Annotated in this window: 12 protein-coding genes; 2 read left to right on the top strand and 10 right to left on the bottom strand. The window is 72.4% G+C overall.

Annotated elements, in window-relative coordinates:
• Positions 1 to 173 precede the first annotated feature (173 nt).
• The gene (locus FLX08_RS00575) at positions 174 to 635 is read right to left on the bottom strand and encodes a nuclear transport factor 2 family protein (protein ID WP_208761197.1); all 462 of its coding nucleotides are present in this window, start codon (positions 633 to 635) and stop codon (positions 174 to 176) included.
• A gap of 80 nt (positions 636 to 715) precedes the next feature.
• On the opposite strand from FLX08_RS00575, the gene FLX08_RS00570 reads away from it, so the two are divergent.
• Complete coding sequence (locus FLX08_RS00570; RefSeq protein WP_244312167.1) at positions 716 to 1405, top strand: TetR/AcrR family transcriptional regulator; 690 nt, start codon at positions 716 to 718, stop codon at positions 1403 to 1405.
• A 174-nt stretch (positions 1406 to 1579) separates the two neighbouring features.
• Here FLX08_RS00570 and FLX08_RS00565 read toward each other — a convergent pair whose 3' ends face one another.
• From FLX08_RS00565 to FLX08_RS00530, 8 genes are all read right to left on the bottom strand, one after another.
• Positions 1580 to 2899: a sensor histidine kinase gene (locus FLX08_RS00565; protein ID WP_142616004.1), complete on the bottom strand. Its 1320-nt coding sequence runs from the start codon at positions 2897 to 2899 to the stop codon at positions 1580 to 1582.
• Complete coding sequence (locus tag FLX08_RS00560) at positions 2896 to 3549, bottom strand: response regulator transcription factor (RefSeq protein WP_208761196.1); 654 nt, start codon at positions 3547 to 3549, stop codon at positions 2896 to 2898. Before FLX08_RS00560 ends, FLX08_RS00565 begins: the two co-directional genes overlap by 4 nt.
• A gap of 138 nt (positions 3550 to 3687) precedes the next feature.
• Positions 3688 to 5076: a cation:proton antiporter domain-containing protein gene (locus FLX08_RS00555; RefSeq protein WP_142616002.1), complete on the bottom strand. Its 1389-nt coding sequence runs from the start codon at positions 5074 to 5076 to the stop codon at positions 3688 to 3690.
• A 98-nt stretch (positions 5077 to 5174) separates the two neighbouring features.
• A complete protein-coding gene (locus FLX08_RS00550) occupies positions 5175 to 6584 on the bottom strand; it encodes a cytochrome P450 (RefSeq protein ID WP_142616000.1) in 1410 nt (469 codons plus the stop codon).
• A complete protein-coding gene (locus tag FLX08_RS00545) occupies positions 6578 to 7684 on the bottom strand; it encodes an alpha-hydroxy acid oxidase (RefSeq protein ID WP_208761195.1) in 1107 nt (368 codons plus the stop codon). The genes FLX08_RS00550 and FLX08_RS00545 overlap by 7 nt, the downstream gene beginning before the upstream one ends.
• Positions 7681 to 9249 carry an NAD(P)-binding domain-containing protein gene (locus tag FLX08_RS00540; RefSeq protein WP_244312166.1) on the bottom strand — a complete coding sequence of 523 codons (1569 nt, stop codon included), beginning with the start codon at positions 9247 to 9249 and terminating at the stop codon, positions 7681 to 7683. The genes FLX08_RS00545 and FLX08_RS00540 overlap by 4 nt, the downstream gene beginning before the upstream one ends.
• A gap of 65 nt (positions 9250 to 9314) precedes the next feature.
• Positions 9315 to 11009 (bottom strand): class I adenylate-forming enzyme family protein, encoded by a 1695-nt coding sequence (locus tag FLX08_RS00535; protein WP_142615999.1) that lies wholly within the window; start codon positions 11007 to 11009, stop codon positions 9315 to 9317.
• A gap of 272 nt (positions 11010 to 11281) precedes the next feature.
• Positions 11282 to 12142, bottom strand: a complete 861-nt coding sequence (locus FLX08_RS00530) for a GNAT family N-acetyltransferase (RefSeq protein WP_142615997.1) — start codon at positions 12140 to 12142, stop codon at positions 11282 to 11284.
• Positions 12143 to 12324: 182 nt separating this feature from the next.
• Between FLX08_RS00530 and FLX08_RS00525 the strand changes: the two genes are divergently transcribed.
• Positions 12325 to 12987, top strand: a complete 663-nt coding sequence (locus tag FLX08_RS00525; protein WP_142615995.1) for a GNAT family N-acetyltransferase — start codon at positions 12325 to 12327, stop codon at positions 12985 to 12987.
• Here the strand turns inward: FLX08_RS00525 and FLX08_RS00520 are convergent.
• Positions 12962 to 13372: a DUF2000 domain-containing protein gene (locus tag FLX08_RS00520; protein ID WP_142615993.1), complete on the bottom strand. Its 411-nt coding sequence runs from the start codon at positions 13370 to 13372 to the stop codon at positions 12962 to 12964. The genes FLX08_RS00525 and FLX08_RS00520 overlap by 26 nt on opposite strands.
• Positions 13373 to 13391: the final 19 nt, after the last annotated feature.

Below are 13391 nucleotides of genomic sequence, written 5' to 3'. Positions count from 1 at the left end.
CGGCGCGGACAACCGGCGCGGACAACCGGCGCGGACAACCGGTGCCGACAACCGGCGGCGACAAGGCGAGCACGCCTCGGCCAGGAGAACCGCGCCACCCTGGCCGATCACGCGACAACGCCCCGATCCGACGACCGCGCCCCCCGCTCAGGCGAACCGTGCCTCCCGGCCGGTCAAGCGAGCGGGATGCCGGCCCCGCGTTCCGATTCGGGGCGCGGGCCGTGGATGCGCCGCTCGCTCTCCTCGATCGGCACGTCGTTGATGCTCGCCTCCCTGCGGCTCATCAGGCCGTCGGCGGTGAACTCCCACAATTCGTTGCCGTAGCTGCGCCACCACCGGCCCTCGGCGTCGTGCCACTCGTACTGGAACCGTACGGCGATGCGGTCGCCGCCGAAGGTCCACAGGTCCTTGCGCAGGGCGTAGTCGCGCTCGCGCTCCCACTTGCGGCGCAGGAAGGCGACGATCTCCTCTCGCCCGGTCACGAACTCCGAGCGGTTGCGCCACACCGAGTCCTCCGTGTACGCGAGCGCGACGCGTTCGGGATCTCTGGTGTTCCAGGCGTCCTCGGCGGCCTGCACCTTCTGCCTGGCGGTCTCCTCGGTGAACGGCGGAAGCGGGGGACGTGTGCTCATCATGCTCTCCTTCCCAAGCGGAGAACGATCGTTCTCCATTCGTATCCTAGAGAACGACCGTTTTCGCGGGCGAGGAGGGGTCGGTGGCAACACAGAGCGCGGACACCACTCGGCGCGGGTCCGTGGACACCCACAGCGCCGACACCCACAACGCGGACACCTGCGGCGCGGACACCACTCGGCGCGGGCGGATCGACGGCGACGAGGCGCGCCGCCGCATCCTCGACGCCGCCGAGCGGCTGTTCTACGCCCAGGGCATCCAGGCGGTGGGCATGGACCAGATCCGCGACGCCGCCGGGGTCTCGCTCAAGCGGCTCTACCAGAGCTACCCCTCGAAGGACGCGCTGGTGGAGGCATACCTGGAGCATCGCGACCGGCGGTGGATGCGGTCTCTGGACGAGCACGTCGCCCACGCCGCCGCACCCCGCGACCGGGTGACGGCCGTCTTCGGCTTCCTCGCCGAGTGGTTCGGCACGGCGGACTTCCGCGGCTGCTCGTTCATCAACGCCTTCGGCGAGCTCGGTCCGACATCACCGCCTGTGGCCGCGGCGGCGCGGGCGCACAAGAGCGGGCTGCGGGAACGGCTGGGCACGCTCGCGGCGGAGGCCGGCGCCGCCGACCCGGACGCGCTCGCCGACCAGCTCCTGCTGCTGGTGGAGGGGGCCATCGTCGCCGCCGCCATGGGCACGGCCACCGGCCCCGCCGAGCGGGCCCGGTCCGCGGCGCTGGCCCTGCTGTCGGCCGCCCGCCAGTCTGCCCCATCCGGCGGCTGACCCCGTCACCGCAGCTGACTCGTCCCGGCCCCGGATCTCGGAGCCGGATCACAGGCCGGATCCCGGGCCGGATCTCGGGCCGGATCTCGGGCCGGATCCCGGGCCGGATCTCGGAGCCGACCGCGTTCGTTTCGGCCCATGCCCGAGAACTACAGGTCTGCAAAAGGCAACGGGCTACAGGGAGGCGTCGCCGGGGGCGGAGGTGGTCGCCTCGGGCGTTCGGTTCGTCTCGCCGCCCGCGTGCTGGGGCAGGAGGATCCGGGCGGGACGCGGTGCGGGGTCCGGCTCCGCCCGGGGGAGACGGATGGTGAAGGTGGCCCCGGATCCCGGCCGCCCGTCCACCTCGATCGTGCCGCCGTGCGCGTCCATCACCTCGCTCACCAGGGCCAGGCCGATGCCGAGACCTCCGGCGTGGGGCGCGCCGGTGTGCCTGCCGAAGAGGCGCTCGCCGTCACGCGGGTCCAGCCCCACACCGTCGTCCCGGACGCTGAGCCGTACGGTCTGCGCACCCGACGACACGGTCACCCGGATGTGGCCGCCCGCCGAGGTGTGGCGGAGCGCGTTGTCGAGGAGCGCGGAGATCACCCGGCGCAGCGCGGGCGCCGCTCCGCGCACGACGTGGTCACCCGGATCCCGCCGCACGTCGATCGTCACCCCGCGCTGTCCGGCGCGAACCGCCTCGGCGTCGGCCGACTCCTCGGCCAGCGCGCCCAGGTCCACGGGCCCGAACGGCCGGCGGCGCTGCCTGAGCTGGGCCGACAGCAACAGGTCGTCGATCACCTCGCCGAGTTGCCCGATGCCGGTGACCAACCGGTCGACGTCGCCCACGGCGAGATGAGGATCGGGCTCCCGCCGCAGGCGCCGGGCGGCGAGCTGCGCGCGGACGTGCAGCCGGGCAAGCGGGCTGCGCAGTTCGTGACTGACGTCGGAGGTGAACCGGCGCTGCCGGTCGAGGGCCTCGCCCAGCGGCGCGATCGCCCGGCGGGCGAGGACCTGGCCGATCAGCAGCGCCGCCAGCAGGGCCGCGATCTCGGCCGCCCAGAGCGTGCGCAGCAGCCGCTGCCGCTCCGTGACGGGGTAGTACAGGTCCATCACCGCCTGCTGCAGCACGTCGCCGCGCCGCTGCGTACGGACCAGGTAGGTGGCGCCGCCGATCTCCGCGACCTCGACCCGCGTGCGGCCGTCGGCGGCGACCCGGTCGAGCTCCTCGCGCACCGGGAGGTTCTCCGGCGCCCGCGGGGTGCTCCGCAGGGTGTCCGCCCGGAGCTCGAACAGCCATACGCAGGGCGGCGGGTGGTCCATCGGGGCCGACATCGCGGCCACGGCGAGATCACGCCTGGCGGTGGCGTCCTGCTCGTCCACCACCACGCAGTAGACCAGCGTGCCCAGGAGGGCGACCGCCAGCGAGAACACGGCCGCCACCTGCGCGGTGATCCGCCGGCGGGTCCGCGTCAGCAGGCGCCGCTCGGGGTCGTAGGACCGGATGGCCGTCACAGCTCACCCAGGCGATACCCCACGCCCCGCACGGTCCGTACGACGCCGGGCCCCAGTTTGGCGCGCAGGTAGTAGACGTAGGTGTCCACGATGGCCTCGGTCCTGGCGCCGTCGAAGATCCGTTGCCGCAGCGAGGTGCGGGTGTGCACCTGCCGGGGCCGGGCGGCCAGCGCGTGGAGCAGGCGGCACTCCCGGCCGGACAGCGTCACCTGCTCGCCGGACGGCAGCCGTACGGTGCTGGACGCGGAGTCGAGCCAGCCGTCGCCGAGCGGCAGCAGCGCGGCCTGGTCCAGGTTTCTGCGGTGCAGGGCGCGCACCCGGGCCAGCAGTTCCTCGATCTCGAACGGCTTGACCAGGTAGTCCTCGGCGCCCGCGTCGAGTCCGGTGACCCGGTCGGCGAGGGCGCCGAAGGCGGTGAGCATCAGCACCGGCGCGGTGACCGCCTGCTTGCGCAGCCGCCGCAGCAGATCGAGCCCGTCGACCACGGGCAGCCCACGGTCGATGATCATGGCGTCGTAGCCGCGGCTCAGCGCCAGATGCAGGCCCCGCTGGCCCTCCAGCGCCAGGTCGACCGTGTAGCCCTGGTCGGCGAACACCTCGACCAGCATGTCTCCCAGCTCGCGGTCGTCCTCCACGAGCAGCAGGCGCATGGAGCGCGGTTCGGATGTCCCCGATATCCGTGCCACCGGACCACCGTGGCACCGCAATTGGGAAATTTCCAGAGTTCGAATGGCCTCCCTGCGAAACCTCCCTCCCTGTTCTGCGAATGTCCGAATTCACACATGAAATTAGTTGAAACCGGTTTCGCCGACGGTCGCGCCCACCGGGGTCGCGGTCCCCGTGGTTCCCGCGCCTGCCCGCTCGTGGCGCTCGGGCAGCGCGAGCTTGTACAGCGGCAGGGCTCCCGCGGTGGTGAGCACCGCCACGAGGACGAGCATCGCGAAGAGCTCCTGCGTGATCATGCCCTGTGCCAGGCCGATGTTGATGAAAATGAGGATCATCAGTCCGCGGGCGTTCATCATCGCGCCCATGGCCCAGGATTCACGCCAGCCGAATCCCAGCGCCCGCGTCGCCAGCGAACACCCGAAATACTTCCCGGAGAAGGCCAGGGCCAGGATCAGCGCGAACGTCAGGAGCGCGGCGCCGCCGGCGATGCCGCCGAGATGGGTGTTCAGCCCCGAGAACGCGAAGAAGACGGGCAGCAGCAGGGTCGATATGACGTCCATCATCCGGCCGTGCAGGGCGGCCCGGAACGCCGGATCGCGCGGCATCGACAACCCGGCGACGAATCCGCCGAAGACCGAGTAGACGCCGATCGCGTCGGTGATCCATCCGGCCGTGAGCGGCACCAGCACGATCACGTACACGGCGCCGGCGCCGAGGTGCCCGGTGCGCGCGACGCGGCGGCCGAGGGGGCGCAGCAGCGGAGCCACCACCCCGAGCATCACCACCGCGAACACCGCCGCCAGGGCGATGGTGCGCAGCGTGTCTCCGCTGCCGCCGCCCAGGTGCACCGCCGACAGGGCCGCGAGCAGGCACCACGCCGCGGCGTCGTCGATCGAGGCGGCCAGCAGGGCGACCCGGCCGATGCGGGAGTTCTGCAGCCCGCGCTCGTACAGGATCCTGGCGAGCATGGGGAACGCGGTCAGCGACAGCGCTCCCCCGAGGAACAGGGCGAACTCGATCCGGCCGACGTCCGGGCGGGAGAGGCTGTCCCACAGGGCGAGACCGGCGGCGCCGCCGAGCACCAGCGGAGAGAGGATGCCCGACGCCGCGAGCACGCTCGCCTTGCGCAGCTCGCCCGGCTCCCGGGCGTCGTGGTCGATCCCCGCCCCGACCAGGAACATGTACAACGTCAGGCCGAGGGTGCTGAGCACGTACAGGACCGGCCTGACCTCGTCGGGGAACAGGGCCTCCTGGGCGTCGGGGAACACCGCGCCGAGCAGCGTGGGCCCGAGCAGGACGCCGGCGACCATCTCGCCGACGACGCGCGGCTGCATCACTAGATTGGCCAGCCGGCCGCACACCGCGGCGGCCAGCAGGATGACGGCCAGGGCCGGCAGCACCCTGAGGGCCAGCTCCAGGTTGGGATCGGCCGCTCGGGCCTGCTCGGCAAGGGCGGCGAGGGCGGGCAGAGAAGCAGGGGCGGAAACGGGGAGAAGGGCCGGAACGGGCATGGCAAGTGCCTCCGCTCGTGGTCGGAAACTCGTGGCCGGAACCTGAGACTCATGTCGGAATCCGAGGCTCGTGTCGGAGCCTGAGATCGGCGGGTCGTCTACGTGCCCTCGGGGCGGGCGTGGCCGGAGAAGTGGCGCTCGCACAGCCGCAGCCGCCGCGCGTCCCACACCATGTACGTGCCGAGGACGAGCTGGACCAGGCTGCGCCAGACGTCCTCCCAGCCGTCCCTGAGCCGCATGAACAGCAACGTCAGGCGTCGCCCCGGCCCGCGCCGCGCCACCGCGGAGCCTCCTTGATCAAGCGGGGTGAGCAGGCACGGCCCCCGGTTGGGCAGCGACCGGGTGTGCGCGGCGGTGGAGTCGAGCTCGTACGCCCGCAGGACCTCCCGCACCGCGACCCGCAGGGCGAGCGGCGCGAGCCGCCACGCCGGGCAGGGACGGTTCGCCGGCATGCCGAACGGGATGTGGTTGAGCTCCCTGACCGGGGCGTGCCCGGGGGCGAAGCGGCCGGGATCGAAACGCCCGGGGTCGGGGAAGCCCGCGCGGTGGAAGGCGGGGTAGTCGAAGCACAGCACAGAGCGGGCCGGGATGACGACGCCCTCGCCGAGGGGGATGTCGCCCGTGGTGATGCGGTGGGCGATGCCGAAGAGCGGATGGAGCCGCAGCGTCTCCGCGATCACCTGGTCGAGGTAGCGGTCGTCTCCGGCGCGCGCCCTGGCCTGTACGCCGGGGTGCCGGGCGAGCGCCATCAGCACGTGGGCAGCGGCCTCCGACATCTGCACGACCGCCGTGTTGAAGAAGGCGCCCTGGAGATACAGCGCCCGCTCCCGGGTGGTCAGGCCCGCGGGCAGCTCGTGCTTCACCCGGGGCAGCGACTCGACGAGATAGGCGGTGAGCCGGTCGCGCCGGTCCATGTGCCGCAGGCCGCAGCACTTGAGCGCGGTCACGACGTCGTCCGCGTTGCCGACGATGAGATCACGTGCGTGCGGCGGGCACGCCTCGCCGAAGACGAGCTCATAGGAGAACTCGGCCCAGACCGGCATCATCAGGTCGCGCAGCCGGACCACGCCGTGCCTGATCCCGTGTCCGCCCCCGGGCCTGCTCCGGTGCCCGTCCTCCAGTGCCCGTACGACGCACGATCGGGTGAGCTCCTCCACCCGTGCCCGCGGCACGGACAGGATGCGGCGGGTGGTCAGGGCGACGGCGTCGTACCGCTCCCCGGCCTCCAGGTGTTCCTGGTGCATCTCGGGCCCCGGCGACAGCCAATACCAGAACAGGTCCGACAGGGCGGCGCCCTCGCTCCGGCCGGAGGCCGCCGGATGGGAGTAGACCTCCCTGAACCGGTCCACGCCGACGAGCTCGCCGGGCACCGTGATGCTCTCCTCGCCGTTGATCCTCGTGAACACCCACCCGCGCAGCGCGACGACGCGGGCGGGAAGCCACCGGGGCAGGCTGATCACGACGACGGCCGCGGCCGCCCACAGCGTCACCCACACCGCCGTCAGCATCGCCGCACCAGCCCCGGCTCCAGGTCACGGATCGAGGCGAGGCCGCACAGCGTGAGCGCGTGCTCGACCTCGTCGCGCAGCAGTTCGAGCACGTGGGCCACGCCGCGCTCGCCGCCTGCCGCAAGACCCCAGATCACCGGACGGCCGACCGCGACGGCGGACGCGCCCAGCGCCATCGCCTTGACCACGTCGGTGCCGCGCCGGATGCCGCCGTCCATCAGCACCGGTATGGCCCCGCCGACGGCGGCCACGATCTCCGGCAGCAGGTCGACGGCGGCGGGAACGCCGTCGAGCTGCCGTCCGCCGTGGTTGGAGACGTACAGCGCCGAGACGCCGTGGTCGAGGGCGAGGCGCGCGTCGGCGGGGTGCGTGACGCCCTTGAGCACGATCGGCAGCCGGGTCATCCGCCGCAGCAGATCGACGTGCTCCCAGGAGATCACCGGTGACATGACGATCGGCCGCACCGGCCCGCGGTCGCCGTCGCCGTCGCCGTCACCGTCGCCGTCGCCGTCACCGTCGCCGTCGCCGTCGCCGTCGCGCAGGTTCTCGCAGCACATGCCCTCGGGCAGGTCGTCGAAGCCGTTGCGCACGTCCTGGTCCCGGCGTCCCCGGGCGGGCGAGTCCGCGGTGACGACCAGCGCGGCGCAGCCTGCCTTCTCGGCGCGCCGGACGATCGACTCGGTGAAGTCCATGTCGGGCTGCACGTAAAGCTGGAACCACAGGGTGGCGCCCGGCGCCGCGGCCGCGACGTCCTCGACGGCGACCGTGGCGGCCATGCTCACGATCATCACGGTTTCGGCGGCGGCCGCCGCGCGGGCCGTGGCCTTCTCCCCCTCCGGGTCGGCGAGCCGGTGGAACGCGGTCGGCGCCACCAGCACCGGCATGGCCACGCGGCCACCCAGGAGGGTGACCCCGATGTTCGGGGTCCCCGCGCCGCGCAGGACCCGCGGCAGCAGCGCGAGCCGCGCGAACGCCGCCTCGTTGGCCTTCACCGTGATCTCGTCGCCGGCCCCGCCGGCGAAGTAGTCGTAGTGGGCGGGGTCGAGCCGGGCGCGGGCCGCCGCCTCGAAGTCCCGGATCGTCGGCAGCACGGCCGTCACACCGTCACCGGGAGGCTCTGGCGCTGGAAGAAGTCCCGGAGCGGGCGCAGGTGCACCTCGTCGGAGGTCCAGTCGTTCTCCAGGTTCTCGGTGACGTGGTGGACGGCCTCCACCACGCCGCCTCTGTAGCGGCGTACGACCGGGTGGAGGTAGTGGCCCTCGTCCGCCCGCTCCGCGTCGCTCTGCCTGATCCGTCCCACACTGATGTCGAAGGGGTCGATCTGGTCGTGGTGCGGGCCATATTCCAGGGTGATCGCGTAGTGGCCCGCGTCGCCGAGCGGCGGGCCCTGCAGGCCGAGCGGCAGCTCCTCCAGGTAGCGCATGCCGCCGTTCCCGTCCGGGACGATCATGTCGGCGAGCACCCCGAACTGCTGCCACAGCGCCGAGCTGCGGTTGACCCGTTCGAGCACGGCCGCCGCGAGCGCGTCCGGGTCGGCGGGCAGGTCGCGGCCCGGCCAGGGGACGCCGTGATGCCTGTGCTCCAGCATGCGGTGCAGGGCGCGCACGCCATAGCGGAAACCGTGGATGAACCCGTTGGTGCCGCGCTTGAAGTCGAGCGACTGGGTGAGCGTCCCGGCGAAGTGGAGGCCGGGCACGTTGACCGACTCGTACGCCGGGGTCAGGGCGGGGAACCTGTCCCCGATCGTCAGCTCGGGACGGCACTCGGGCGAGAAGATGGAGGCGTCGAACCGGAATCCGGTGCAGACGATCACCTTGTCGTACGGGATGTCCTTGGTGATCTCGTCGGCCCGGACGAAGGCCACCGTGACCAGGTAGGAGCCGTCGGCCCGGCGCTCGATGCGCCTGATGTCGCCGTCCAGCACGGCGTTCTGCAACTTGAGCTGATAGGTGTCGAGGAAGTTGGCGTTGAAGGCGCGCAGGTGCCCCACGAAGTGGGTCCGCCAGGCCAGGCGCACCGAGCGCGGCCCGGCCACGTGGATGACCGCGGCCGTCTCGACGAGGTTGTCGGCGGTCTCGAAGGCCGAGTTGGCCTTGCCGATGATGAGCACCCGCTTGTTCGTGTAGTCCGCGGGGTCGGTCGAGTGGGTGCTGTACTGCTCGGCCGTCTCGATGCCGGGGATGGGCGGGACGTTGGGCCGGGTGACCCCCGTCGCGACGATCACCTGCCGTGCCCGGTAGGTCCGGCCACGCTCGTCGGTCACCGTGAACGGGCCCGCGGCGTCCGGGCGCGCGATCTCCGCGACCCGCGCGTCGTAGGTGACGTGCAGGCCGTGGAAGGCGGCGAAGTCCTCCAGATAGCGGACGAAGTCCTCGGCGGCGGGGAAATAACGGTCGCTGTAGCGGGTGAACAGGAGACGGGGGTCGTCCGACAGCAGCGAGTTCCAGTCCATCCGGAGGTTGAGCTCCGGGTCGTCCCATCCGGTGTACTTCTTGTTGATGGAGATGAGCGTGCGATGGCGGGGAAAGGTCCGGAAGAACGCGCCGGGCTCGGGCGCGGCCTCGAGAATCCGGTAGCTGCGCCCCGCCCGGTGCAGGAAGTGGCCCATCTGCAGGCCCGCCGGTCCGGCACCGATCACCAGGTAGTCCAGGATGTTGTCCGGCACTGACGCCTCCCTCACTGGAGTGCTTGAAGTTTCACCAGTGTTGGCGGGTGATTCTCAGAGACGGATCAGAGCACCGAGGACAGATGCCGTTCCAGCAGGGCACGCTTGTCCGGTTTTCCGCTCGGCGCGACCGGCACGGAGGACACCGTCGTGATCGTCCGGGGCACGCTGTCCGCGCCGAGCTCGGCGCGCACCAGCTCCGTCAGGGCGGCGTGGTCCGGAGTGCGCCCCGGAGCGGGCACGACGAACGCGTGGACGGCCTCCCCGGTCCGCTCGTCCGGCGCACCGGTCACGTACGCCTCGGCCACGTCGGGGTGACCGGTCAACGTCCGCTCGATGGGACCTGCGGGGACGACGATGGCGTTCACCATGATCACGTCCCTGGTACGGCCGGCCAGGTGCAGCAGGCCGGTCTCGTCGAGGTGCCCGAGGTCGCGGGTGCGCAGCCAGCCGTCCCGCAGCACGTCGCCGGTCTCCTCCGGCTGGTTCCAGTAGCCCGCCATCAGGAAGGGACCGCGCACGTGGATCTCGCCGGTGCGTCCCGTGCCGACCGGGCGGCCCTCCTCGTCGCGCACGCTGATCTCCACCCTGGGGTGCGGGCGGCCGACCGAGGTGGGCGTGTCGCGGCCTTCCCCGGGCGTGAGCAGGGAGATGATCCCGGCCTCGGTCGCGCCGTACGCGACGTGGACGGGGCCCAGCCGGTCGAGCGCCTCCAGCAGCCGATGCGGGCTGAGGGGCGACCCGGAGACCGTCAGCGCGCGCAGGCTGCCGACGTCGACCCGCTCCTCGCGAAGCAGGTCGAGCATCCGGCACACGCGGGGCACGGTCACGATCGCGCCGGTGATCCGGTGCCGCTCGATCGCGTACGGGAACAGGGGACGGCCGTCCTCCTCGGGGATCACCGCGGTGCCGCCGCCGAGCAGGCACGGCGCCAGGAACTCCAGCACCACCAGGCTCGACAGGGTGCCGAAGAGCAGGTAGCGCTCGAAGGAGTCCGCGAAGCCGGGCGCGATCGACGACCAGCCGCGATAACTGCACCAGTGCGCCGCCATCGCTCCATAGGTGAGCACGCAGCCCTTCGGCCGGCCCGTGCTGCCGCTGGTGAAGGTCAGCAGGGCCACGTCGTCCGGACGTGCCGCCACGTCGGGGAGGCGGTCGTCGCCGGGACTATGGGCCAGCAGGTCGTCTGCGCCGGGAACGGGCCCAAGTGACAGCACCGTGGCCGGTCGGGCGGCCTCGAGCAGGTCCGGCGTCGCCGTCGACCGGTCGAGGACCACGGCGTCAACGTCCACGCCGAGGACGTCGGCGAGCTGACGGGGCGTATACCCGGGCCGTACGCTCACGACGCGGCAGCCCAGCACGTGCGCGGCCATCTGGGCGGCGAACGCCTCCGGCGACAGCCCGGTGCGGATCGCGACGCCCGTGCCGGGGCCGAGTCCCGCCTCACGCATCGCGCCGGCCATGCGCCCGATGAGCTCCAGCAGCTCGCCCCGGGAGACGATCCTGTCGCCCTGCTCGAACGCGGGGGTGCCGGGCGCGCCGCGCAGCGCCTCCAGCAGCAGGTGCGGGAACGCGTCCACGGCCTGCTCGTACGGCCCGCCGGAGTCCGGCGGCGCGGTGTGTGGCGCGGTGTGCGGCTCGAGCGCAGTGTGCGGCGCGGCGTCCGGCGTGGTGCGTGGCGGGGTGTCTGGCGGGGTGTGCGGCGGGGTGTGCGGCACGGCGCGTTCGTGGTGCGTGGCGTGGATGACGGGGTCGTTCATGTCCGGCTCCTTCGTCTCGCGAGGCACCCGCCCGCGGCGACGACACGACCGGCCGCGGCGCGGGCGCCGGTCTCCCACCGGCTGTCGCGACGGTAGGCGGCCCAGATCAGAGCCGGATCAGAGCCGGATCAGAGCCCGATCAGAGCCGTGTCAGAACGCGCGCCCGCGAGCCCCCGCCGGGATCGGCCCGGATATAGGAGCGGCCCAGCGGCCCGGCAGGAGCGGTCCCAATGGGAACGGCGGTGGGAGCGACCCGGTGGGATCGACCGAGCTCAGCCCATCGCGAGCATCATCGGGGCGAACATGCGGGCCCGGTCGCCGGGCATCGGCCTGCCGCCCTGCACCATGAAGGACGTCGAGAACGCCTGCGACAGGCCCCGCTCGCCGAGCCACCCCAGCAGGCTCGGCCGGGCGCGGTCGGCCTCGATCCGCACCAGCCCTTCGGCCCGGCGCGCGAGGTCGATCACGAGCGCGCGGGCGGCCTCCTCGTCGTCGGCGACCACCGGCCCGATGAACAGGGTGTCGCCGTTGCGCCACGACACGGCGTATCCGGTCGGCCCCTTCTCGTCCTCGGTGACCCTGATCTCCTCGGCGAAGGCGAACAGCCGCGCCAGCAGCCCGGCCCGGTCGGCGCCGAAGACCTCCCCGTCCAGCGCCAGCAGGGCGCCGAGATCGGCGTCGAGGTCGGCCGGCCTCGTCCGGACGGGATCGTCCCCGACGCGCAGACGCCCCACGCGCGCCTCGGTCACGCCCAAGGTCTCGAAGCCGAGCTTCTCGTAGAGCGGCCTGCCGAACTCGGTGGCCCAAAGGAAGACGGTCGCGTCACCGGCCGTGCCGAGCACGTGCGTCATCAGCCGGCGGCCCAGCCCGCGTCCGCCATACCGGGTGGCGACGAGCATCATGCCGATGCCCGCCGCGGTCGTGCCATATCGGGTGAGCGTGACCGTGCCCGCGAGATCTCCCGAAGGGGCGTCGATCGCGTAGACCTCGGCGTTCTCCAGGAGGAACAGCCACTTGCGCTCCTCCCGGGCCCAGGCCCTGTCCTCGCTCAGGGCGACGCATCGATCCAGGTCCCCGGGTCCGAGCCGGCGTACGGGAAGCTCGGCGGCCGGCGTGGTGAGCGGGTCGGGCATGCGGTTTCTTGTCCCCGTTCTCTGTCCGCGTTCTTCGTCCGCGTTCTTGGTCGGCGCCGGGCTCGTCGGCTCCGGCGCTCGTGGCCGCACCCGACGCTAGCCGCACCCCCGATCCAGCGGAAACCGATTATTCCGGGAAAAACCACTGTCCGGCGGGCGGCCGATCTTGCCACGATCGTGCCATGCGACACTGGCCGCTCCTGGCACTGCGACTGACGACCCCCCGGCTGGAGCTGCGCCTGCCCGGCCTCGACGACCTGGACGCGCTCGCCGACCGGGCCGCCGAGGGGGTGCACGACTCGGGCGAGATGCCGTTCGGCGAGCCGTGGACGGACGCCCCGCCGCACGAACGCGCCCGCGCCACCGTCCAGGTGCACTTCCGGCAGTGGGGCACCTGGTCTCCCGGCAACTGGGCGTGCTCGTTCGTGACGGTGTGGGAGGGCCAGGTGGTCGGCGTGCAGGAGATGCGGGCCGTCGGCTTCGCCGTCACCCGGGAGGTCGCCACCGGCTCGTGGCTCGGCAGGCGCTACCACGGCAAGGGCATCGGCACCGAGATGCGCGCGGCCGTCCTGCACCTCGCCTTCGCCGGGCTCGGCGCGCGGTACGCCCGGTCGTCCGCCTTCGTCGACAACGCCGCCTCGCTGGCGGTCTCCCGCAAGCTCGGCTATCGGGAGGACGGGATCGGGGTCTTCGACCGCGGGGGCGAGGCCGTCGTCCAGCAGCGGGTGCGCCTGTCACGCGAGGAGTGGAAGACGCCGGACGGGTTCGAGATCCACAACCTCGAACCCTGCCTCCCCCTGTTCGGAGCCACGGAGGGGATCACGGATGCAGGGGAAGCCCCTTGAGCGTCTTGTCCACCGCGTTCTTGGGGCCATAGACGGCCAGCCCGACGAGCGGCATCTCCTCGGCCGTGACGGCCCGTACGGCGGCCCGGTTGTCCACGTCGTTGCCGGTCTTGAACATCTCCTCGATGTAGACGGCCACGGCGAGCCCCCGTTCGACGGCGCGCTCGCGCACACGGGCCAGCCCGGCGAGATCCGCGGCGTAGACGAGCACGGGCTGGCGGAACATCGGCAGATAGGAGGTGCCCGAGCCGTCCTCGTATCGCTCCCCGATCACCTCGGGGGCTCCCCCCGCGACCGCGCTCGCCAGGAACGCCGTCACGTTCAGCTTCTGCCACACGGCGAGGTCCTCCCGGACCACGATCCCGATCTTGGTGTCGAAACGCATGCGCTCCAGCCTGCCCGCA

Origin of the sequence: Microbispora hainanensis (assembly GCF_006874475.1) — a bacterium.
In the GTDB taxonomy this organism is placed as follows: Bacteria; Actinomycetota; Actinomycetes; order Streptosporangiales; family Streptosporangiaceae; genus Microbispora; species Microbispora hainanensis.
Note: the sequence above shows the minus strand (reverse complement) of the source record. Positions and strands in the feature narration are given on the sequence as shown.

Bases quoted from the DNA above. Each gene is read 5' to 3' on its own strand.
- FLX08_RS00520 (WP_142615993.1), bottom strand. From the start codon at position 13,372: ATGCGTTTCGACACCAAGATCGGGATCGTGGTCCGGGAGGACCTCGCC.
- FLX08_RS00550 (WP_142616000.1), bottom strand. From the start codon at position 6,584: ATGCTGACGGCGGTGTGGGTGACGCTGTGGGCGGCCGCGGCCGTCGTC.
- FLX08_RS00525 (WP_142615995.1), top strand. From the start codon at position 12,325: ATGCGACACTGGCCGCTCCTGGCACTGCGACTGACGACCCCCCGGCTG.
- FLX08_RS00530 (WP_142615997.1), bottom strand. From the start codon at position 12,142: ATGCCCGACCCGCTCACCACGCCGGCCGCCGAGCTTCCCGTACGCCGG.
- FLX08_RS00560 (WP_208761196.1), bottom strand. From the start codon at position 3,549: ATGCGCCTGCTGCTCGTGGAGGACGACCGCGAGCTGGGAGACATGCTG.
- FLX08_RS00535 (WP_142615999.1), bottom strand. From the start codon at position 11,009: ATGAACGACCCCGTCATCCACGCCACGCACCACGAACGCGCCGTGCCG.
- FLX08_RS00555 (WP_142616002.1), bottom strand. From the start codon at position 5,076: ATGCCCGTTCCGGCCCTTCTCCCCGTTTCCGCCCCTGCTTCTCTGCCC.
- FLX08_RS00575 (WP_208761197.1), bottom strand. From the start codon at position 635: ATGATGAGCACACGTCCCCCGCTTCCGCCGTTCACCGAGGAGACCGCC.